Origin of the sequence: Bartonella sp. CM120XJJH, from assembly GCF_042194715.1 — a bacterium.
Classification (GTDB): Bacteria; Pseudomonadota; Alphaproteobacteria; order Rhizobiales; family Rhizobiaceae; genus Bartonella.
Map to the genome: position 1 here is coordinate 1 of NZ_JBHINE010000005.1, position 19,122 is coordinate 19,122.

20 protein-coding genes, 2 tRNA genes and 1 pseudogene are annotated in these 19,122 nt (G+C 37.5%); 19 read left to right on the forward strand and 4 right to left on the reverse strand.

What is annotated here, in order from left to right; translation table 11 throughout:
* Positions 1-52 precede the first annotated feature (52 nt).
* Both ACFIKU_RS03360 and ACFIKU_RS03365 read left to right on the forward strand, forming a co-directional pair.
* A complete protein-coding gene (locus ACFIKU_RS03360) occupies positions 53-241 on the forward strand; it encodes a hypothetical protein (RefSeq protein ID WP_375656737.1) in 189 nt (62 codons plus the stop codon).
* Positions 201-431, forward strand: coding sequence for a hypothetical protein (locus ACFIKU_RS03365; protein ID WP_375656685.1), 231 nt, complete (start codon positions 201-203; stop codon positions 429-431). The genes ACFIKU_RS03360 and ACFIKU_RS03365 overlap by 41 nt, the downstream gene beginning before the upstream one ends.
* Here ACFIKU_RS03365 and ACFIKU_RS03370 read toward each other — a convergent pair.
* The 3 genes from ACFIKU_RS03370 to ACFIKU_RS03380 form a co-directional block, all read right to left on the reverse strand.
* A complete protein-coding gene (locus ACFIKU_RS03370; RefSeq protein WP_375656686.1) occupies positions 420-824 on the reverse strand; it encodes a hypothetical protein in 405 nt (134 codons plus the stop codon). The genes ACFIKU_RS03365 and ACFIKU_RS03370 overlap by 12 nt on opposite strands.
* A gap of 24 nt (positions 825-848) precedes the next feature.
* Positions 849-1,871, reverse strand: a complete 1,023-nt coding sequence (locus ACFIKU_RS03375; protein ID WP_375656687.1) for a hypothetical protein — start codon at positions 1,869-1,871, stop codon at positions 849-851.
* A gap of 160 nt (positions 1,872-2,031) precedes the next feature.
* A complete protein-coding gene (locus ACFIKU_RS03380; RefSeq protein WP_375656688.1) occupies positions 2,032-2,322 on the reverse strand; it encodes an ATP-binding protein in 291 nt (96 codons plus the stop codon).
* Positions 2,323-2,703: 381 nt separating this feature from the next.
* On the opposite strand from ACFIKU_RS03380, the gene ACFIKU_RS03385 reads away from it, so the two are divergent.
* Entirely contained in the window at positions 2,704-2,853 is a 150-nt protein-coding gene (locus tag ACFIKU_RS03385; protein ID WP_375656689.1) for a hypothetical protein, read from the forward strand.
* Positions 2,854-3,013: 160 nt separating this feature from the next.
* Here the strand turns inward: ACFIKU_RS03385 and ACFIKU_RS03390 are convergent.
* Positions 3,014-3,089: transfer RNA gene (locus tag ACFIKU_RS03390), tRNA-Val, on the reverse strand.
* A 173-nt stretch (positions 3,090-3,262) separates the two neighbouring features.
* Here ACFIKU_RS03390 and ACFIKU_RS03395 point away from each other — a divergent pair.
* The 16 genes and pseudogenes from ACFIKU_RS03395 (at position 3,263) to ACFIKU_RS03470 (ending at position 19,106) form a co-directional block, all read left to right on the forward strand.
* Positions 3,263-3,339: transfer RNA gene (locus tag ACFIKU_RS03395), tRNA-Asp, on the forward strand.
* Positions 3,340-3,637: 298 nt separating this feature from the next.
* Positions 3,638-4,003, forward strand: a complete 366-nt coding sequence (locus tag ACFIKU_RS03400) for an NADH-quinone oxidoreductase subunit A (RefSeq protein WP_005773599.1) — start codon at positions 3,638-3,640, stop codon at positions 4,001-4,003.
* Positions 3,994-4,575, forward strand: a complete 582-nt coding sequence (locus ACFIKU_RS03405; RefSeq protein WP_375656690.1) for a NuoB/complex I 20 kDa subunit family protein — start codon at positions 3,994-3,996, stop codon at positions 4,573-4,575. The genes ACFIKU_RS03400 and ACFIKU_RS03405 overlap by 10 nt, the downstream gene beginning before the upstream one ends.
* Positions 4,576-4,592: 17 nt before the next feature.
* On the forward strand, positions 4,593-5,201 hold the full coding sequence (locus ACFIKU_RS03410) for an NADH-quinone oxidoreductase subunit C (protein ID WP_375656738.1): 609 nt from the start codon (positions 4,593-4,595) through the stop codon (positions 5,199-5,201).
* Positions 5,202-5,321: 120 nt separating this feature from the next.
* On the forward strand, positions 5,322-6,512 hold the full coding sequence (locus tag ACFIKU_RS03415) for an NADH-quinone oxidoreductase subunit D (RefSeq protein WP_375656691.1): 1,191 nt from the start codon (positions 5,322-5,324) through the stop codon (positions 6,510-6,512).
* Positions 6,512-7,184: pseudogene (gene nuoE, locus ACFIKU_RS03420) on the forward strand (NADH-quinone oxidoreductase subunit NuoE). Before ACFIKU_RS03415 ends, nuoE begins: the two are co-directional and overlap by 1 nt.
* 146 nt (positions 7,185-7,330) lie before the next feature.
* Complete coding sequence (gene nuoF, locus ACFIKU_RS03425; RefSeq protein ID WP_375627308.1) at positions 7,331-8,638, forward strand: NADH-quinone oxidoreductase subunit NuoF; 1,308 nt, start codon at positions 7,331-7,333, stop codon at positions 8,636-8,638.
* Between the two features lie 63 nt (positions 8,639-8,701).
* Positions 8,702-10,792: an NADH-quinone oxidoreductase subunit NuoG gene (gene nuoG, locus ACFIKU_RS03430; protein ID WP_375656692.1), complete on the forward strand. Its 2,091-nt coding sequence runs from the start codon at positions 8,702-8,704 to the stop codon at positions 10,790-10,792.
* 2 nt (positions 10,793-10,794) lie between these two features.
* Positions 10,795-11,841, forward strand: coding sequence for an NADH-quinone oxidoreductase subunit NuoH (gene nuoH, locus ACFIKU_RS03435; protein ID WP_375656739.1), 1,047 nt, complete (start codon positions 10,795-10,797; stop codon positions 11,839-11,841).
* Between the two features lie 14 nt (positions 11,842-11,855).
* Entirely contained in the window at positions 11,856-12,347 is a 492-nt protein-coding gene (nuoI, locus tag ACFIKU_RS03440; RefSeq protein WP_273723184.1) for an NADH-quinone oxidoreductase subunit NuoI, read from the forward strand.
* Between the two features lie 94 nt (positions 12,348-12,441).
* Complete coding sequence (locus ACFIKU_RS03445; protein ID WP_273723185.1) at positions 12,442-13,062, forward strand: NADH-quinone oxidoreductase subunit J; 621 nt, start codon at positions 12,442-12,444, stop codon at positions 13,060-13,062.
* A 14-nt stretch (positions 13,063-13,076) separates the two neighbouring features.
* On the forward strand, positions 13,077-13,385 hold the full coding sequence (gene nuoK / locus ACFIKU_RS03450; protein WP_015856359.1) for an NADH-quinone oxidoreductase subunit NuoK: 309 nt from the start codon (positions 13,077-13,079) through the stop codon (positions 13,383-13,385).
* A 6-nt stretch (positions 13,386-13,391) separates the two neighbouring features.
* Complete coding sequence (gene nuoL, locus ACFIKU_RS03455) at positions 13,392-15,356, forward strand: NADH-quinone oxidoreductase subunit L (RefSeq protein ID WP_375656740.1); 1,965 nt, start codon at positions 13,392-13,394, stop codon at positions 15,354-15,356.
* A complete protein-coding gene (locus ACFIKU_RS03460; protein ID WP_375656693.1) occupies positions 15,356-16,825 on the forward strand; it encodes an NADH-quinone oxidoreductase subunit M in 1,470 nt (489 codons plus the stop codon). The genes nuoL and ACFIKU_RS03460 overlap by 1 nt, the downstream gene beginning before the upstream one ends.
* 17 nt (positions 16,826-16,842) lie before the next feature.
* The gene (gene nuoN, locus ACFIKU_RS03465; protein WP_375656694.1) at positions 16,843-18,297 is read left to right on the forward strand and encodes an NADH-quinone oxidoreductase subunit NuoN; all 1,455 of its coding nucleotides are present in this window, start codon (positions 16,843-16,845) and stop codon (positions 18,295-18,297) included.
* Positions 18,297-19,106, forward strand: coding sequence for a biotin--[acetyl-CoA-carboxylase] ligase (locus ACFIKU_RS03470; RefSeq protein WP_375656695.1), 810 nt, complete (start codon positions 18,297-18,299; stop codon positions 19,104-19,106). Before nuoN ends, ACFIKU_RS03470 begins: the two co-directional genes overlap by 1 nt.
* Positions 19,107-19,122: the final 16 nt, after the last annotated feature.

Genomic DNA, 19,122 nt, shown 5'->3' on the forward strand with positions numbered 1-19,122 from the left:
CGGCTTGAGGTAGAAAATGAAGTTAATCAAAAAAGTGATGCTGGTGTGCGCTCTGAACTTTCTCGTTGGGTGCGCGGCAAATAGGTCTGTTTCTTGTGTTGGCTGGTTGCCCATTTATTTGGATAACAAAGATGTTGCGGTCATCAGTTCCAACCTTGCAAGAGATATTTTGAAGCATAACAAGCAGGGAGCCCATTTATGTGGTTGGAAAGATGGTCAAGAAACGAAGCCGCAAAGATAAAGATCTTACAGAAAAAGAACAACAACTCCTTCACGAGATGATAGAGACCTATCAAGGCTTAAAGATGATGTCACGCCTCATGAAATTGATAGCCTTTATTGCCTTTATGTTTGTAATAGATTTTTCCCGTTTTGTGGACGCCGTAGAGAATAGCTTCTCACATTTAAAACAGTGGTTTTCAAAGAATTGAAGAACAGAATACTTGACTGGCTTGCTTTGATCGATGGTATAACAAATCCTTTTTAATAATATCCATAAAAGTGCTATTTCGTAATTTTGCGTTACTCAAAATAGTACGTAGAGACATAACTTGTACGCAAGCATTGAATTCAGACCAATAACACCGATAATATTTTCCTTCTGGAGAAAAAACTTTAGTAAAATTATTTGTAATAAGTAATACTTTTTCGTAAGGATCATCTACTTCAGCAATGAGATAGAGGTACATCTCTGTAACACCAGCTTTTTGAAGAGTTTGAGCATAATACATTAATTGAGAAACGCCAGAATTTTTGTAATCTGCTGTGGGACTTTTAAACTCTATTAAAACAGCACGGTTTCCGTTATCAGAATCAAAATACAAAGCTATGTCAGGTCGACTCCGTAATTACTTATTATCTTTCTCAGAAGCGGGCAAAAGTAACTTAACCTCTGAAATAAATGCTTTTATTCTCTTCTCACTTTGTAAATAGCTGTAGCTCATTAAGTTATCATCAAGTATCCACAAATTATTATTTTTCAGTGGTAAGGGTAAGGTTTTATCAGCAGTGCAGTGTTGTGGAATAAATAAATTATGAATTTCTTTTTCTAGGGTTGTAGGTGTTAATAATTTAGAGAACTCATTCAGAATATTATCTCGGAATTGAATGTATTGAGTTAATTCCAGACTAGCAAAGTTTTGTGCTTTTTGTAAATTTTCTTTTGGCATCCCTTTGCCTTCACGAAGAGTTTTTCTGAAGGCTAGTTTTCTTTTTGAATATTTTTTTTCGGCGTTTTCAATAAATGAATCTTCTTTGAAGACGCCCCCAATTACATCTTTTGTGTCTAGAAAGTCTACTAAATAAGGATATTCTTCAACAATTTTTTTGAGAAGAGTACTCTTTTTTTCTTCAATTTCTGGAAATCGGATATTAATTATTTCATCTAAGATTATCTCTAGTTTTTGATTAATATTCTCCCAAGTCAATCGGGTTTCTAAGTCAGGATCTTTTTTATTAATCTCAAAATCATTCCGTTCGTCGTTAACATACTTATCCAAAACAGACGATTCTAATAAAAATATCATCATCACATTATTTATTGGATTGATATTTATAAACTTTGAAAAAGGCATAACAGTACGATTATTAGCACAATAGTAAGCCTCTATTTTAGTATTAGAATTTGTGTTCTCTTCAAAATAATAAGAAAGGGTAAAGGGAATATTTAAAGGACCAATTTTTAGAGTTTTATTTTCTAAGTAAGGTAAATCTTGCGTATTGATTGTTCTTTTCTTTAAGCTTTCTACGTCTTCTAAATTTTCTACATTATGTACATAAAAGTTAATTTGGATATTTTCATCTTTCTTTAAAAAGAGTAAAGGAAGAAGATGATAATAAATTTCATTATGAACTAGGTTTATATCTAACACATTTTGTTTATAAGGTCTTTCAAAATATAAATATGTATTCCACCATTTATCTTTTTGGCCATTTTCTTTTTTAAAAGAATCTTGTGTAAACTGTGGAGTGAAATTTGAGCATTATGCTCATCTTTGCTAAAACTAACAATTTTAACTTCCTTGAATATTTTCAAGTAAGTAATACGTCCAACCCCTTTATATCCTTCTCGAATTTTATAGTCCTTTTATAGGTAGAGAAAGATTTGATATTCTCTTTTGTAAATCCATCTCCATTGTCAAAAACGCTTATAGAAAAAACTGGTTGATTCCCCCACAAATCTACATTGCCATGAAGTTGGAATAAAATATCAATTTTTGTTGCATGAGCTTGTATAGAGTTAACGATAGATTCCTTAAGAACTGTAACGATATTCGTTTCTGAAGAAAGATCGCGGATTATAGCATTAAGATTGACAAGCATGGGTACACCAATATGTTTTATTTATATATCTCGTTGTGATATTTAAATTTTATGATGATATTAAACGCACTATTTCTGATGAAAATTAATAACTTCTTACCGTAATAGATATTGTATATGCTTGATAATGGTTTTTATATAGAGGTATTGGACAAGATCTCCACACACTAAAAATAATGACTAACCAAAATTTGAAAAATTTTATTAGAATCAGAAGAAATATTTCTTCTCTAACAGGAGTTTCTAGAAGCTTACATCCTTTGGTAAAATTTTACGGAATTTCGCATTGATCGCTCAGAACGCCTCTCAGATATGGCTGAGAAATGAGACATATCTGTGCATTTTTATCTTCTGTAGAGTGTAGGACTGGAGGAAAAGATAATGGAACTCTATGCGTTAGATCAAGAGGTAGCAGAAATTTTGAGAAGAGAATCGGATGCTTGTTGCAAAAGTTTTACAATCAAGACTTCTGATCCGTTGAGGCGTGAAGATGTTGGTGATTCTGTTAGACTGATAAACATTATTTCATAAGAAGATTTAGAACTATTAAAAAAATTTTAGAGAAAGCTGGTAAAAAAATGCGCTTTGTAAAGGAAAGTGTGAAAATCCTATTCCCTTAACTTGATTAAAGAATCTCTCAACTTAAAAAATACATTAAAAATCAATAATTTAACAGGAATATAAAGCTATATGGTGGGCGATGAGAGACTCGAACTCCCGACATCCTCGGTGTAAACGAGGCGCTCTACCAGCTGAGCTAATCGCCCAATGCAATGACCAGCAATTGAATGGAGACTCTTTAAGGAAAAATTTTTCTAAACGCAAGAATAAAGATGGTATTTGATAATTTTTTTTAAAAATGCATAATCCTTCTTGACATAAACGCATGAACCCCTTACACGACCGCTTGTACCAAATTAAATTGGTTCGGAAAAAATGCGCGGGTGTAGCTCAGTTGGTTAGAGTGCTGGCCTGTCACGCCGGAGGTCGCGGGTTCGAGCCCCGTCACTCGCGCCATTTCATGATTCCTTATAAAATTTTCTTTTTAAAATATCCATATGCTATGAGTGAGGTGGTGGAGTATTTGATTGGGGGATAAATATGTTTTTTCTTTCTTTTTATATGGTTTACAAGAATAGGGCTTGCGTCTTTCTTTGCTCTGCGTTACCTATGCCGATAAGAAAAGTATCGCTCTGTATGACTTTGAAGCAGTATGAATAGAGTTAATAGAGCGATTGTTAAATTTGTCTGTTTGGTCTCGCAATATTGAATCATTGTGTTAAACTCAGGCATTTCGTTACGATGGAAGAGGGTTATGGCTTATTTATTGAGCTCTTATTTGCCAGTCTTGATTTTCATTATTGTGTCAGCGGTTATTGCTGGAGTTTTGTTGATTACACCTTACATTGTAGCATATCGTTCCCCCGATCCTGAAAAGTTATCGGCTTATGAATGTGGGTTTAATTCATTTAGTGATGCACGCATGAAGTTTGATATTCGTTTCTATTTGGTATCAATTTTATTTATTATTTTTGATCTTGAAGTTGCTTTTCTTTTTCCTTGGGCTGTTTCATTCGAATCGATAGGTATGTTTGGCTTTTGGTCGATGATTGTGTTTTTAGCGATTTTGACTATTGGATTTATATATGAATGGAAAAAAGGAGCCCTTGAATGGAATTAAGATCTCATAATTCAACGATTGGAGCTCCAAAACCAAAAGGAATCATTGATCCAAATACTGGTGGGCTGATAGGATCTGACGATAAGTTTTTTCGTGATATCAATGCTGAATTATCAGATAAGGGTTTTTTAGTTACCTCGGCAGATGCTTTGATTACTTGGGCACGTACCGGTTCTTTAATGTGGATGAGTTTTGGTTTAGCTTGTTGTGCTATCGAAATGATGCAATGCTCAATGCCTCATTATGATAATGAGCGTTTTGGATATGCACCACGAGCTTCACCCCGTCAGTCAGATGTGATGGTGGTTGCAGGTACTCTAACAAATAAGATGGCTCCTGCTTTAAGAAAAGTGTACGATCAGATGCCAGAGCCACGTTATGTGATTTCTATGGGATCTTGTGCAAACGGTGGGGGATATTATCATTATTCCTATTCAGTAGTGCGGGGATGTGATCGTATCGTGCCTGTCGATATATATGTTCCAGGGTGTCCACCTACAGCAGAGGCATTATTATACGGCATATTGTTGCTACAGAAAAAAATCCGTCGTACCGGATCCATAGAGCGATAGAGAGTTTTCTTGTCATGGTGGATGAAACATTGGTTGAACTTGCTGCTTATTTGGAAAACAAGTTAAAAAATAAGCTTGAAGAGACTGTTCTTGCTTTTGGTGAATTGACCATTGTGGCACGTCTTGATGCAATTGTCGATGTCTTAATGTTTGTTCGTGATGATTCTCGCTGTCAATTTATTAATCTTACAGACATTAGTGGTGTGGATTATCCTTCTCGCGACAAGCGCTTTGATGTTTCTTACCAATTGTTATCTCCTCGTGAGAATTTACGCTTACGTGTAAAAGTTCGTACGGATGAAAATACTCCTGTTGCTTCAGCTTGTACGGTTTATCCTGGCGCAGAGTGGTATGAACGTGAAACGTATGATATGTATGGGATTTTATTTTCAGGACATCCGGATTTGAGACGGATTTTAACAGATTATGGGTTTGAAGGATATCCTTTACGCAAAGACTTTCCTGTGACAGGATTTGTTGAATGCCGTTATGACAATGAAGCAAAGAGGGTGATTTATGAGCCTGTTGTTTTGCGCCAAGAGATGCGTAATTTTGATTTTCTTTCTCCTTGGGAAGGAGAACAGTATACTTTGCCACGTGATGGAAAAGCAGATGAAAAAAAATAATATTGGTTTTGATAAGGCATTATATTAGAATTCTGTATTTCTTAAATAATTAAATATTTTTTAGCGTGATAGATTTTTTGATATTTGATATGAAGTTTTTTAAAAAGCAAGGGGTTGATTGTGGCTGAGGTCAATGTTCGAAACTTTAATATCAATTTTGGTCCACAGCATCCTGCCGCGCATGGGGTTTTGCGCATGGTTCTGGAGTTGGACGGTGAAGTTGTTGAGCGTGTAGATCCACATATTGGGTTGTTGCATCGCGGTACTGAAAAGTTAATGGAAACAAAGACTTATCTCCAAGCTGGTCCTTATCTAGATCGTTTGGATTATGTTGCTCCTATGAATCAGGAACATGCTTTTGTTCTTGCTATTGAAAAGTTATTAGATCTTAAAGTTCCTAAAAGAGGGCAATTAATACGTGTTTTGTTTTCTGAAATTGGGCGTATTCTTAATCATTTGCTTAATGTAACGACACAGGCAATGGATGTTGGTGCTTTAACACCACCGCTTTGGGGATTTGAGCAACGTGAAAGATTGATGATTTTTTATGAGCGTGCCTGTGGTGCTCGTCTTCATGCAAATTATTTTCGTCCCGGTGGCGTGCATCAAGATTTACCAGAATCTTTAGTTGAAGATATTGGTGATTTTATTGATCCATTTCTTGTTTCTCTCGGAAAACTTGATGCGCTTGTGACCCCAAATCGGATTTTTAAGCAGCGTAATGTGGATATTGGCGTTGTAAGTATTGATGAAGCTTGGGCACGCGGTTTTTCTGGGGTTATGATTCGTGGAGCTGGTGTTCCATGGGATTTGCGTAAGAGTCAGCCTTATGAATGTTACGATGAAATGGAATTCGATATTCCTATAGGTAAAAATAGCGATTGTTATGATCGCTATCTTATTCGTATGGAAGAAATGCGTCAATCAGCGAAAATTATGCGCCAATGTGTGGAGCGTTTACTGAGTACTGAAAAAAAGGGACCGGTTTCTAGCTTGGATCGCAAAATTGTACCACCGACGCGGAGTGAAATGAAAAGCTCGATGGAAGCACTGATTCATCACTTTAAACTCTATACGGAAGGTTTTCATACACCTCCTGGAGAAGTATATGTTGCTGTGGAAGCTCCGAAGGGTGAGTTTGGTGTTTATCTTGTTTCTGATGGAACCAATAAGCCTTATCGTGTCAAGTTGCGTGCTCCTGGGTTTGCTCATCTCCAAGCTATGGATTTTTTAACCAGAGGTCATATGTTAGCAGATGCTACAGCTATTTTGGGTTCGATTGATATTGTTTTTGGGGAGGTTGATCGCTAATGTCCGTACGCCGTCTTGCAGATGATGTTTATCAGCCCGCTGAGTTTTCTTTTACAAAAGAAAATCAGATATGGGTAAAAAATACCATAAAAAAATATCCTGTAGGGCGTCAGCAGTCTGCTGTAATTCCATTATTAATGCGTGCTCAAGAGCAAGATGGTTGGGTGACACGTGCTGCGATTGAACATATTGCTCAGATTCTTTCCATGGCTTATATCCGTGTTCTGGAAGTTGCTACTTTTTATACTCAGTTTCAGCTTAAGCCTGTTGGAACAAAAGCGCATATTCAAGTTTGTGGTACAACGCCTTGTATGTTACGTGGTTCTGATGAATTGATTAAAGTTTGTCAGAAAAAAATTCATCATGAACCTTTTGCGACCAATCAGGATGGAACTTTATCATGGGAAGAGGTGGAGTGTCTTGGTGCTTGTGTTAATGCTCCCATGGTTATGATTTTTAAAGATACTTATGAAGATCTTACAGCTGAACGCCTTGAAGAAATTATTGATGCATTTGAAGCAGGTAAAGGTTCTGAGATAGCGGTTGGTCCGCAAAATAGTCGTAAATCGTCGGAACCGATTAGTGGTTTAACTTCTCTTATTGATGAGGAGAAAGAAAAAAAGATCTCTCAAGTCTTCACCAAAAAAGGATAAGGAAAGAATGGGAACATAATTAAGTATTTTTCTTGAGAAAATATTTTATTATTCTACCCATGATGGCAACATTTAACGAAAAGTAAGAAGTCTTGAAAAGGTATTTGAAAATTGCATTTGAGGAAAAGCGGAAAATGCTATGGGTAATAGAAAAAAAGGTGGGGTATGCTAGCTGATAAAGATCGTATCTTCACTAATATTTATGGTTTAAAAGACAAATCATTAAAGGCTGCGATGTTGCGTGGGCATTGGAATGGTCTGAAAGAGATGATTGACAAAGGTCGTGATTGGATCATTGATGAAGTGAAGGCATCAGGTTTACGCGGTCGTGGTGGTGCTGGCTTTCCTACTGGAATGAAGTGGTCCTTTATGCCAAAGCAGAATGATGGGCGTCCTCATTATTTGGTTGTCAATGCCGATGAATCTGAACCTGGAACTTGTAAAGACCGTGATATTTTACGTCATGACCCCCATACTTTGATTGAAGGATGTGCAATCGCTACTTTTGCTATGGGAGCTAATGTTGCTTTTATTTATATTCGTGGTGAATATATTCGTGAACGTGAAGCGCTTCAAGCTGCCGTTGATGAATGCTATGATGCGGGTTTACTTGGCAAAAAAACGAAATATGGGCATGCTTGTGATATTGTTATTCATCATGGAGCGGGTGCTTATATTTGTGGTGAAGAAACGGCTCTTCTTGAAAGTCTTGAGGGAAAAAAGGGACAACCTCGGCTTAAACCACCATTTCCTGCCAATATGGGGATTTATGGCTGTCCAACAACAGTAAATAATGTAGAGTCTATTGCCGTTGTTCCAACGATTTTGCGGCGGGGTGCTTCGTGGTTTTCATCAATCGGACGAGCAAATAATGTTGGAACGAAATTATTTATGGTTTCAGGGCATGTTAATGCACCTTGTACATTTGAAGATGCTCTTGGTGTTTCATTCCGTGAGTTAATTGAAAAACATACGGGTGGTGTTCGTGGTGGATGGAATAATCTTTTAGCAGTTATTCCAGGGGGGGCTTCTTGTCCAGTCGTTCGTGGTGAGGATATGATCGATGCAATCATGGATTTTGATGGGATGCGAGATGTCGGGTCTTCTTTTGGCACAGGGGGAATGATTGTTATGGATAAATCAACCGATATTATCAAGGCAATTTGGCGTATAGCTGCTTTTTTCAAGCACGAGAGTTGTGGTCAGTGTACACCGTGTCGTGAGGGGACGGGGTGGATGATGCGTCTTTTAGGGCGTATGGTTGAGGGAAGAGCGCAAAAACGCGAGATTGATCTTTTGTTTGAAGTATCTAAACAGGTTGAAGGACACACTATTTGTGCTCTTGGTGATGCTGCCGCATGGCCTGTACAAGGGTTGATACGTAATTTTCGTCCGGAAATCGAGCGTAGAATTGATGAATACACGCGAAATGTAGTCCAAAGCAAAAATATTGCTTTAGAAGCAGTGGGATAGAAAATTTTTTAAAGAGCAACCGAATGCAAATTTTAAGTGGGTTATCCGCAGGTTGGATGGGTGATGATAAATATCAAAGTTGATGGCAAAGAGATTGAAGTTCCTGATTACTACACGTTGCTTCAGGCCGCTGAAGCGGCGGGTGTTGAAGTGCCACGTTTTTGTTTTCATGAATCTTTGTCAATTGCTGGAAATTGTCGTATGTGTTTAGTTGAGGTTAAGGGTGGTCCTCCAAAACCTCAGGCTTCTTGTGCTATGGGGGTTCGTGATTTACGATTAGGGCCTAACGGTGAAGCACCTGAGATTTTTACCAATACGACGATGGTAAAAAAGGCACGTGAAGGTGTTATGGAATTTCTTCTCATTAATCATCCTTTGGATTGTCCAGTGTGTGATCAAGGGGGGGAATGTGATCTTCAAGATCAAGCAATGCTTTATGGACGAGATTGCTCTCGTTATACAGAAAATAAGCGTGCTGTAGAAGATAAATATATTGGACCTCTTGTCAAAACTGTTATGACACGGTGTATTCATTGTACACGGTGTGTTCGTTTTACAACGGAAGTCGCAGGTATTTCTGAGCTTGGTTTGATCGGTCGTGGTGAAGATGCTGAAATTACGACGTATCTTGAAAAAGCTATGACATCTGAATTACAGGGAAACGTTATTGATCTTTGTCCTGTAGGAGCTTTAACTTCAAAACCTTATGCGTTTCATGCCCGTCCGTGGGAATTGGTAAAAACGGAATCGATTGATGTGATGGATGCCCTTGGTAGTGCGATCCGTATTGATAGCCGTGGCCGTGAAGTTATGCGGATTATGCCGCGTACGAATGAAGATGTAAATGAGGAATGGATTTCTGATAAAACGCGTTTTATTTGGGATGGATTGCGCACTCAGCGGCTTGATAGGCCATATGTACGCAAAGATGGAAAGCTTCAGCCTGTCAGTTGGACAGAAGCTTTTGCAAAAATTAAAATGGTAATCTCTAAAATTTTTCCAGAAAAAATTGGAGCCATTGCTGGAGATCTTGCATCTGTTGAGGAAATGTATGCCCTTAAAGCATTATTGAGCTCTTTGGGCTCAACACTTTTTGATTGTCGCCAAAGAGGGGGGGCTTTATCGCCTGAGTTTGGGCGTTCGAGTTATATTTTTAATCCGACGATTGCAGGTATTGAACAGGCTGATGCATTGCTTATTGTGGGATCTAATCCACGTCATGAAGCGGCTGTTTTAAATGCACGTATTTTAAAGCGCCAACGGATGGGAAATTTTCCTATTGCATTAATTGGAGAGAAAGTCGATTTACGTTATCCTTATTCTTATCTTGGATCTGGAAGTGATACATTAACAACACTTCTTCGTGGAGAAGATGTTTTTTTTAATGTCTTAAAAGAAGCGAAGAGACCCCTTATTCTTATCGGAGAGGGAGCGGTTTCAGGAAATGAAGGTTTATCTGTTTTAAAAAGTCTTGCTAAATTAGCTGATAATATTGGTGCTCTTAGTGAGACATGGAATGGGTTTGGGGTTCTTCATAATGCTGCATCGATTGTTGGAGGGTTGGACATAGGCTTTACTTCTAAGCTTGGGGTTGCAAATATACTTAAAACCTGTGAAGTTTTATTTTTGCTTGGTGCTGATGAAGTGGAATTAGCCAATACAAAAGCTTTTACAGTTTATATTGGTAGTCATGGTGATAATGGTGCACATGCTGCTGATGTTATTTTGCCTGCATCTGCTTACACTGAAAAATCAGGGCTTTATGTGAATACAGAAGGACGTGTTCAAATGACAAATCGGGCTGGTTTTGCTCCAGGTGAAGCAAAAGAAGATTGGGCTATCTTGCGTGCTTTATCGGATATTTTAGGACAAAGGCTCCCTTTTGATTCTCTTTCTCAATTAAGGCAATGCTTGTTTAATGATTATCCACACCTTTGTGCTGTTGATGATATAGTGCCTTCTGATATAAGTGGTCTTAAGGCACTTGGTTCAAAAATGGTTTCTCTAGAGAGTCAAACATTTACTTCTATGGTTAAAGACTTTTATTTAACAAATCCGATAGCACGTGCTTCTGCTGTTATGGCTGAATGTTCATCTCTTGCAAAAAACCACGCTACGCAAACTGTTAAAGTAAGGGCAAAGGAAAAGGAATAATGATGTATGATTTCTTTATGACTTGGCTGTTGCCATTACTCATTATAATCGGAAAAACACTTCTTCTTTTGGTTGTTCTTTTAATCTTAGTTGCTTATCTTCTTTACGCAGACAGAAAGATTTGGGCCGCCGTACAATTGCGTCGTGGACCAAACGTTGTTGGTCCATGGGGTTTGTTACAGTCTTTTGCAGATTTAATTAAATTTGTTGTTAAAGAGCCTATTATTCCTGCAGGTGCAAATAAGGGTGTTTTTCTTTTGGCTCCTTTTGTTTCAGCGACACTTGCTTTATCAACTTGGGCTGTTATTCCAGTCAATGAGGGCTGGGAGGTTGCGAAGATTAATGTTGGCTTGCTTTATATTTTAGCTATTTCATCTCTTGAGGTTTATGGTGTTATTATGGGGGGATGGGCATCAAATTCAAAATATCCTTTCTTAGGAGCTCTTCGTTCGGCGGCACAAATGGTTTCTTATGAAGTTTCCATTGGTTTTGTGCTTGTGACTGTCATTTTAATAAGTGGTTCGTTGGATCTCACAACAATTGTTCATAAACAAAGTTCTGGAATTGGTACAACTCTTGGTCTTCCTTTTAACAGTTTTCTCGATTGGAATTGGTTGGTCCTTTTCCCAATGTTTATTATATTTTTTATTTCTGCGCTCGCAGAGACAAACCGTCCTCCATTCGATTTGGTGGAAGCAGAATCTGAACTTGTAGCTGGTCATATGGTAGAATATTCTTCAACGCCTTACATGCTCTTCTTTCTAGGTGAATATGTTGCGATTGTTTTAATGTGCGCATTAACAACCATTCTATTTTTGGGCGGTTGGTTGCCTCCCTTAGATGTTTGGTGGCTTAACTGGGTTCCTGGTATCATTTGGTTTGTTTTAAAAGTCTGTTTTGTATTTTTTTGGTTTGCTATGGTTAAAGCATTTGTTCCACGTTATCGCTATGATCAGCTCATGCGGCTTGGTTGGAAGGTTTTTCTTCCTCTCTCACTAGCAATGGTTGTGATAACTGCTGCTTTTTTAAAGTTTACGGATTTCGTTTAAGAGGAGATTTTACGATGTCAGGTTTTATTCAGGCGGCAAAGTCACTTCTTCTATTGGAATTTGTGAGTGCTTTTTTCTTAGCTATGCGTCAATTTTTTTCACCAAAGCCCACGATTAATTATCCTTATGAAAAAGGTTTTGTATCTCAACGTTTTCGCGGTGAACATGCATTGCGTCGCTATCCAAATGGTGAAGAACGGTGTATTGCTTGTAAATTATGTGAAGCAATTTGTCCTGCTCAAGCGATTACAATTGAAGCTGGACCGCGGCGCAATGATGGTACGCGTAGAACTGTCCGTTATGATATAGACATGGTTAAGTGTATCTACTGTGGTTTTTGTCAAGAGGCTTGTCCGGTTGAAGCTATTGTCGAAGGTCCAAATTTTGAGTTTGCGACGGAAACACGTGAAGAACTTTATTATGATAAAGAAAAGCTTTTATTGAATGGAGATCGCTGGGAGCGAGAAATTGCTCGAAATATATTGATGGATGCGCCTTATCGCTAAGTGTATCGTTAAATGAGGTGTCGGATATTTTTCCGATAAATTGTAATCTGGTATGAAGTTTATACCAATTGTTTGAATAATTAAGGAGAAGCCTATGCTAACAGATCTAGCGGCGGCATTTTTCTATTTGTTTGCTTTTATTATGCTAACAAGTGCAGTTATTGTTATTACGGCACGCAATCCAGTGCATTCTGTTTTGTTTTTAATTCTCGCATTTTTTAATGCCGCAGCTTTATTTTTGCTTGCAGGAGCAGAGTTTTTAGGGCTTATTCTGCTTGTTGTGTATGTTGGAGCTGTCGCTGTTTTATTTTTGTTTGTCGTTATGATGCTTGACGTTGATTTTGCTGAGTTAAAGAGTGGAACTCTTCGGTATGCTCCTATTGGAGCTCTTATTGGTGTTATTATTGCTGTAGAATTGATTGTTGTTTTTGTGAGTAGCTATTTTTCTCCAGTATTGAGAACGCATGTTACGCAACCAATGCCAGATTTAGCGCAGCGAACAAATACACAAGCATTAGGTGATATTCTCTATACGGATTATGTTTTCTATTTTCAAATTGCTGGAATGATTTTATTGGTTGCAATGATTGGGGCTATTGTTTTAACACTTCGTCATAAATTAGGAGTAAAGCGGCAGTCTATTGCGGAGCAAGTTTCTAGAACGGTAGAAAGTGCCATTGAAATCAAACAAGTTGAATCAGGCAAAGGTATGTAAGGGGGGCTATGTAGATGTATATTGATATTACACATTATCTCACTGTTTCTGCTTTGATGTTTACAATTGGTATTGCTGGAATTTTTCTCAACAGAAAAAACGTGATTATTATCTTGATGTCCATTGAGCTTATATTGCTTTCAGTTAATCTCAATTTTGTTGCATTTTCAGCATTTCTTCATGATCTCGTTGGTCAGATATTCGCTTTATTTGTTTTAACCGTAGCAGCTGCTGAAGCTGCCATTGGTTTAGCAATTCTGGTCGTTTTTTTCCGTAATCGTGGTTCCATTGCGGTTGAAGATGTTAATGTAATGAAAGGCTAACCAGTGATGTATTATACAATTGTCTTTCTTCCGCTTTTGGGTTTTTTAATTGCTGCACTAGGTGGAAAAACGATAGGAGATCGTGCGAGTGAATTGATAACATGTAGCTTTATGGTTGTTGTTGCCATATTATCGTGGATAGCATTTTTCAGTGTTGCACTTGGTCATGTTCCAGCGATTGATGTATTGGTATTACATTGGCTTGACGTTGATGGTTTAACTTTTGATTGGGCTTTGCATATTGATACATTAACAGCTGTTATGCTTATTGTTGTAAATAGTGTTTCGGCATTAGTGCATATTTATTCAATTGGTTATATGCACCATGACCCTTCAAGGTCTCGTTTTTTTTCTTATCTTTCTTTGTTTACATTTATGATGCTTATGTTGGTGACCTCCAATAATTTGATCCAGATGTTTTTTGGATGGGAAGGTGTGGGGCTTGCTTCTTATTTACTTATTGGTTTTTGGTTTCAGCGCGATTCTGCTAATAAGGCTGCAATGAAAGCTTTTGTAGTTAACCGTGTTGGAGATTTTGGTTTTCTCTTAGGAATATTTAGTATTTTTGTTTTATTCCAATCGGTTGATTTTGCCTCTATTTTTGCAAAAGCTGCAAATAATAGCTTTATACAAAATATGACATTTTTAGGTTGGCAATTTGATGGGCAGACGGCAATTACCATTACATGTCTTTTATTATTTATTGGTGCGATGGGAAAATCAGCACAATTTCTTTTACATACTTGGCTGCCTGATGCAATGGAAGGTCCAACCCCTGTATCAGCGCTGATTCATGCCGCTACAATGGTAACGGCTGGTGTTTTTATGGTTGCGCGTATGTCGCCAATTTTTGAACTTTCTTCGACTGCTTTGACCGTGATTATTATTGTTGGTGCAACAACAGCGTTTTTTGCAGCAACTGTGGGGTTGGTGCAGAATGATATTAAGCGTGTTATTGCTTATTCTACATGCTCTCAACTTGGTTATATGTTTGTGGCATTAGGTGTTGGAGCTTATGGCGCTGCTGTCTTTCATCTTTTTACGCATGCTTTTTTTAAAGCCTTATTGTTTCTTGGTGCAGGTTCTGTGATTCATGCTGTATCTGATGAACAAGATATGCGAAAAATGGGTGGGTTACGCAAACATATAAAGGTTACATATTGGATGATGATGGTCGGGACCATTGCATTGACCGGTGTTGGAATTCCAGGAACACTTTTCGGGACTGCAGGTTTTTTCTCAAAAGATGCGATTATAGAGTCTGCTTTTGCATCCCATAATATTGCTTCAGGATATGCTTTTTATCTTCTTGTTTTTGCTGCCTTTTTAACAAGTTTCTATTCATGGCGGCTTATCTTTATGACATTCCATGGTAAACCACGGGCAACAGTTGATGTTATGCATCATGTTCATGAATCGCCCCCAGTTATGTTGATTCCACTCTTTCTTTTATCTATTGGAGCAATATTTTCTGGTGTCGTTTTCCAACCTTACTTTTTTGGTGACTTGTATAATTCTTTTTGGAAGGGAGCATTATTTACAAGCAGCCATAATCACATTCTTCATGATGCCCACCATGTTTTTAATTGGGTAAAATGGTCGCCATTTATAGCGATGGTTCTTGGGTTTCTCTTAGCTTATTTATTTTATGTTTCTCTTCCATCTCTTCCCAAGAAAATGGTTCGTATTATGCCAAGAGCATATAACTTCCTTTACCAAAAATGGTATTTCGATCAATTATATAACTTTTTGTTTGTTCGTCCTACCTTTAGAATTGGTTCTTTTCTTTGGAAAGTGGGAGACGGTAAGATTATTGATGGTTTAGGTCCTAATGGTATCGCAGCGCGTGTTGTTGATATTACAAATAGAGTTGTTAGAATGCAAACAGGCTATCTTTACCACTATGCATTTGCAATGCTTATCGGTGTTGCATTACTCATTACATGGATGATGATCGGGGGCGTAAACTAATGACCGATTGGCCTATTCTTTCTACGGTTACATTTTTGCCACTTGTTGGTGTGCTTCTGATTTTGTTTATCAAAGATGATAGTGAAGTAGCACGCCATAATATACGTAATGTCGCATTTTTTACGACTCTATTTGTTTTTATTATTTCTTTAATTATTTGGGTAGGATTTGATTCTAGTAACCCAAATTTTCAAATGGTTGAAAAATCCAGTTGGTTAGGGGGGGGCATTAGCTATCATATGGGGGTTGATGGTATTTCTATTCTTTTTGTTGTTCTCTCGGCTTTCCTTTTGCCTTTCTGTATTTTAGCAAGTTGGGAGAATGTTAAAGAGAGATTAAAGGCTTATATGATTGCGTTTCTTCTTCTAGAAGTTGCGATTATTGGCGTTTTTTGTGCTCTTGATGCAATGCTGTTCTATGTTTTTTTTGAAGGCAGTCTCATTCCAATGTTTATCATTATAGGTGTATGGGGTGGAGCACGTCGTGTTTATGCAAGTATAAAGTTTTTTTTATATACTTTACTTGGTTCAGTGCTTATGCTGGTTGCTCTTATGGCTATGTATTGGCAGGCTGGGACACTTGATATACCAACTTTACTCAATTACCAGTTTCCTGCTCATATGCAAATATGGTTATGGCTTGCATTTTTTGCTTCTTTCGCAGTTAAAATGCCAATGTGGCCGGTTCATACATGGCTCCCTGATGCTCACGTAGAAGCACCGACAGCGGGTTCCGTTATTTTAGCTGGTGTCTTACTCAAATTAGGTGGGTATGGTTTTCTTCGTTTTTCTTTGCCTATGTTTCCTATCGCTTCAGCGGATTTTGCACCTTTGATTTTTACATTATCGCTTATCGCTATTATTTATACGTCATTGGTCGCACTTGTTCAAAATGACATCAAAAAACTTATTGCTTATTCTTCAATAGCGCATATGGGATATGTGACAATGGGTATTTTTGCTGCGAATGAACAAGGGATACAAGGGGCTATTTATCAGATGCTATCCCATGGAATTGTTTCAGCAGCGTTGTTTCTTTGTGTTGGGGTTATTTATGATCGCTTGCATACACGTGAAATTTCAGCGTTTGGTGGTTTAGTGAATAATATGCCTAAATATGCTGTCGTTTTCTTAATTTTCACTATGGCAAATATTGGTTTGCCTGGAAGCTCAGGATTTTTGGGTGAATTTTTAACCTTAATAGGTGTTTTTCAAGTCAATAAATTGGTTGTTGTTTTAGCAACAACAGGTGTTATCTTATCGGCAGCCTATGCCCTTTATCTTTATCGGCGTGTGGTTTTTGGTTCCTTGGATAAAGAGAATTTAAAAGTATTAATAGATCTTTCTTTAAGAGAAAAATTCCTCCTCTATCCAATGGTTATTCTTACAATATTCTTTGGTATCTATCCAACGCCTATTCTTAAGGCAACGGCGTTTTCCGTAGAAACCCTCATCAATAAACTGCACTAGATAAGGGAAGAATGCACATGCAAACTGAAATAATAGCGCAATTAGTCTTAATTCTTCCAGAGCTTTTAATTGCATTAGGAGCTGTCGTGTTGCTTATGATTGGTGTTTATTCCAATACACGTGCTTCTTTAACAGTGACAGGTTTAGCCATGGCGATTCTTATGGCAACCATTATTATTCTTATAGTTTTTCCGAAAAATGGTTCATTTCAAACCAATGCGCTTATTATAGATTCTTTCGGTCGTTATATGAAAATTTTAATGCTTATTGGTGCACTCTTTTCTCTTATCATGTCTGTTGGTTTTGCTAATGCACAAAAGTTTAATATATTTGAATTTCCAGTGCTTGTTCTTTTAGCAACCCTTGGAATGATGTTTATGATTTCAGCGGGTAACATGCTGTCGCTTTATATGGGGTTAGAACTGCAGTCTTTAGCTTTATATGTTTTAGCAGCGATTAATCGTAATAATGTAAAATCTTCTGAAGCCGGCATAAAATACTTTGTTTTAGGAGCATTATCTTCAGGGTTGCTGCTTTATGGTATTTCTTTACTTTATGGTTTTACCGGTCAAATTGGTTTTCACGAAATTGCTCTTGTTTTAAAAGGCAAAAATGTACAATTGGGGGTCATTTTTGGAATTGTCTTTATTTTAGCTGGTTTGGCTTTCAAAATCTCTGCTGTTCCATTTCATATGTGGACACCTGATGTTTATGAAGGAGCGCCAACACCGATTACAGCATTTTTTGCTGGTGCCCCTAAAGTTGCTGCAATGGCTTTAATCATCCGTATTATTGTGATGACCTTTATTCCCCTAGGGCGTGTTGATAATTTGATGCCTGCATGGCAACAAATTTTGATCTTCATGGCGATTGCATCAATGATACTGGGTGCATTTGCTGCAATTGGTCAAAATAATATTAAGCGTTTGATGGCTTATTCGTCGATCAGTCATATGGGCTATGCACTTGTTGGTTTATCTGCTGGAGATATGCTAGGAATAAAAAGTGTTATTCTTTATATGACGATTTATCTTGGAATGACGATTGGCTCGTTTGCTTTTATTCTTGGAATGCGTTCTCAGAATGGCAATGTTGAAAATATTTATGATCTTTCAGGGTTAGTAAAGACAAATCCGTTTATGGCTATTGTGATGACAATACAGCTGTTCTCTTTAGCAAGCATACCTCCTATGGCTGGTTTTTTTGGGAAGTGGTATACATTTTCTGCGGCTGTCCACGCTGGACTTACTCCACTTGCTGTCGTTGGGATGATAGCATCTGTCGTTGGGGCTTTTTACTATTTGCGAGTCATTAAAATTATGTGGTTTGATGATGCAAAAGCGCATTTTGTTGCTTTATCGAATGAGCTTCAATTTTGTCTTGGTCTTTCTGCATTGTTTATTTTATTTTACGCGTTTTTTGGAGTTTGGTTCGCTGAGCTAGCAGAAAAAGCAGCAGCAGCATTGTTTTAATGAATATGGTTTATACTTTATCAGATTTTGCACAAAAACAGGGATACACTATTGAAGCGTACGATAGTGTTGATTCAACAAATCTCATTGCACAACGAAAAGCACAAGCTGGTCATCAAGGTAATCTTTGGATTGTTGCACAAGAACAATCACAGGGAAGAGCAAGAAGAGGGAGGACTTGGTCTAGTCCAAAAGGAAACCTTTATTCTAGTCTTTTATTAATTGATGATATTGTTCATCAAACTGCAGCTCAACTTGGTTTTGTTGCTGGAGTAAGTGTGGCAGAGGCAATAAAACAATTGATAGAAGAGGACAAGCAGACAAACAATATTGTGAGTTTAAAATGGCCAAACGATATTTTGCTCAGAGGAGCAAAAAGTTCTGGAGTTTTGCTTGAGATTTTAAAATTGTCATCACAACAATATGCCTTGGTTATTGGTATTGGAATAAATGTGAAATATAATTATGAAGATGCACCCTATCCCACTTCAAGCTTAAAGAATATCGGTTTGCATATTGAAGCAGAACAATTATTTACGGTTTTGACGGACTGTTTTTCTAAAAATTACTTTCTTTGGAAACAACCAAAAGGATGTGAAACAATCCGAAAAAAATGGCTTTTATATTCTGCTCACCTTGGGCAACATGTCAAAGTGGTGAATGATGAAAAAGTCATTGAGGGTGTTTTTGATGGTCTTGATAGTGATTTTAACTGCATTATAAAGCAAAAAAATGGTCAGATAGCCGTTATAACAGCTGGAGATGTTCATTTTGGTTCTGCTGCTTCTATTAATGCAGGTCGTTATTAAAAAATTATTTTACCAT

Coding starts and splice junctions, on each gene's coding strand:
- ACFIKU_RS03380 (WP_375656688.1), bottom strand. CDS start 2,322: ATGCTTGTCAATCTTAATGCTATAATCCGCGATCTTTCTTCAGAAACG.
- ACFIKU_RS03385 (WP_375656689.1), top strand. CDS start 2,704: ATGGAACTCTATGCGTTAGATCAAGAGGTAGCAGAAATTTTGAGAAGA.
- ACFIKU_RS03400 (WP_005773599.1), top strand. CDS start 3,638: ATGGCTTATTTATTGAGCTCTTATTTGCCAGTCTTGATTTTCATTATT.
- ACFIKU_RS03405 (WP_375656690.1), top strand. CDS start 3,994: ATGGAATTAAGATCTCATAATTCAACGATTGGAGCTCCAAAACCAAAA.
- nuoF (WP_375627308.1), top strand. CDS start 7,331: ATGCTAGCTGATAAAGATCGTATCTTCACTAATATTTATGGTTTAAAA.
- nuoG (WP_375656692.1), top strand. CDS start 8,702: ATGATAAATATCAAAGTTGATGGCAAAGAGATTGAAGTTCCTGATTAC.
- nuoH (WP_375656739.1), top strand. CDS start 10,795: ATGTATGATTTCTTTATGACTTGGCTGTTGCCATTACTCATTATAATC.
- nuoI (WP_273723184.1), top strand. CDS start 11,856: ATGTCAGGTTTTATTCAGGCGGCAAAGTCACTTCTTCTATTGGAATTT.
- ACFIKU_RS03445 (WP_273723185.1), top strand. CDS start 12,442: ATGCTAACAGATCTAGCGGCGGCATTTTTCTATTTGTTTGCTTTTATT.
- nuoK (WP_015856359.1), top strand. CDS start 13,077: ATGTATATTGATATTACACATTATCTCACTGTTTCTGCTTTGATGTTT.
- nuoL (WP_375656740.1), top strand. CDS start 13,392: ATGTATTATACAATTGTCTTTCTTCCGCTTTTGGGTTTTTTAATTGCT.
- ACFIKU_RS03460 (WP_375656693.1), top strand. CDS start 15,356: ATGACCGATTGGCCTATTCTTTCTACGGTTACATTTTTGCCACTTGTT.
- nuoN (WP_375656694.1), top strand. CDS start 16,843: ATGCAAACTGAAATAATAGCGCAATTAGTCTTAATTCTTCCAGAGCTT.
- ACFIKU_RS03470 (WP_375656695.1), top strand. CDS start 18,297: ATGAATATGGTTTATACTTTATCAGATTTTGCACAAAAACAGGGATAC.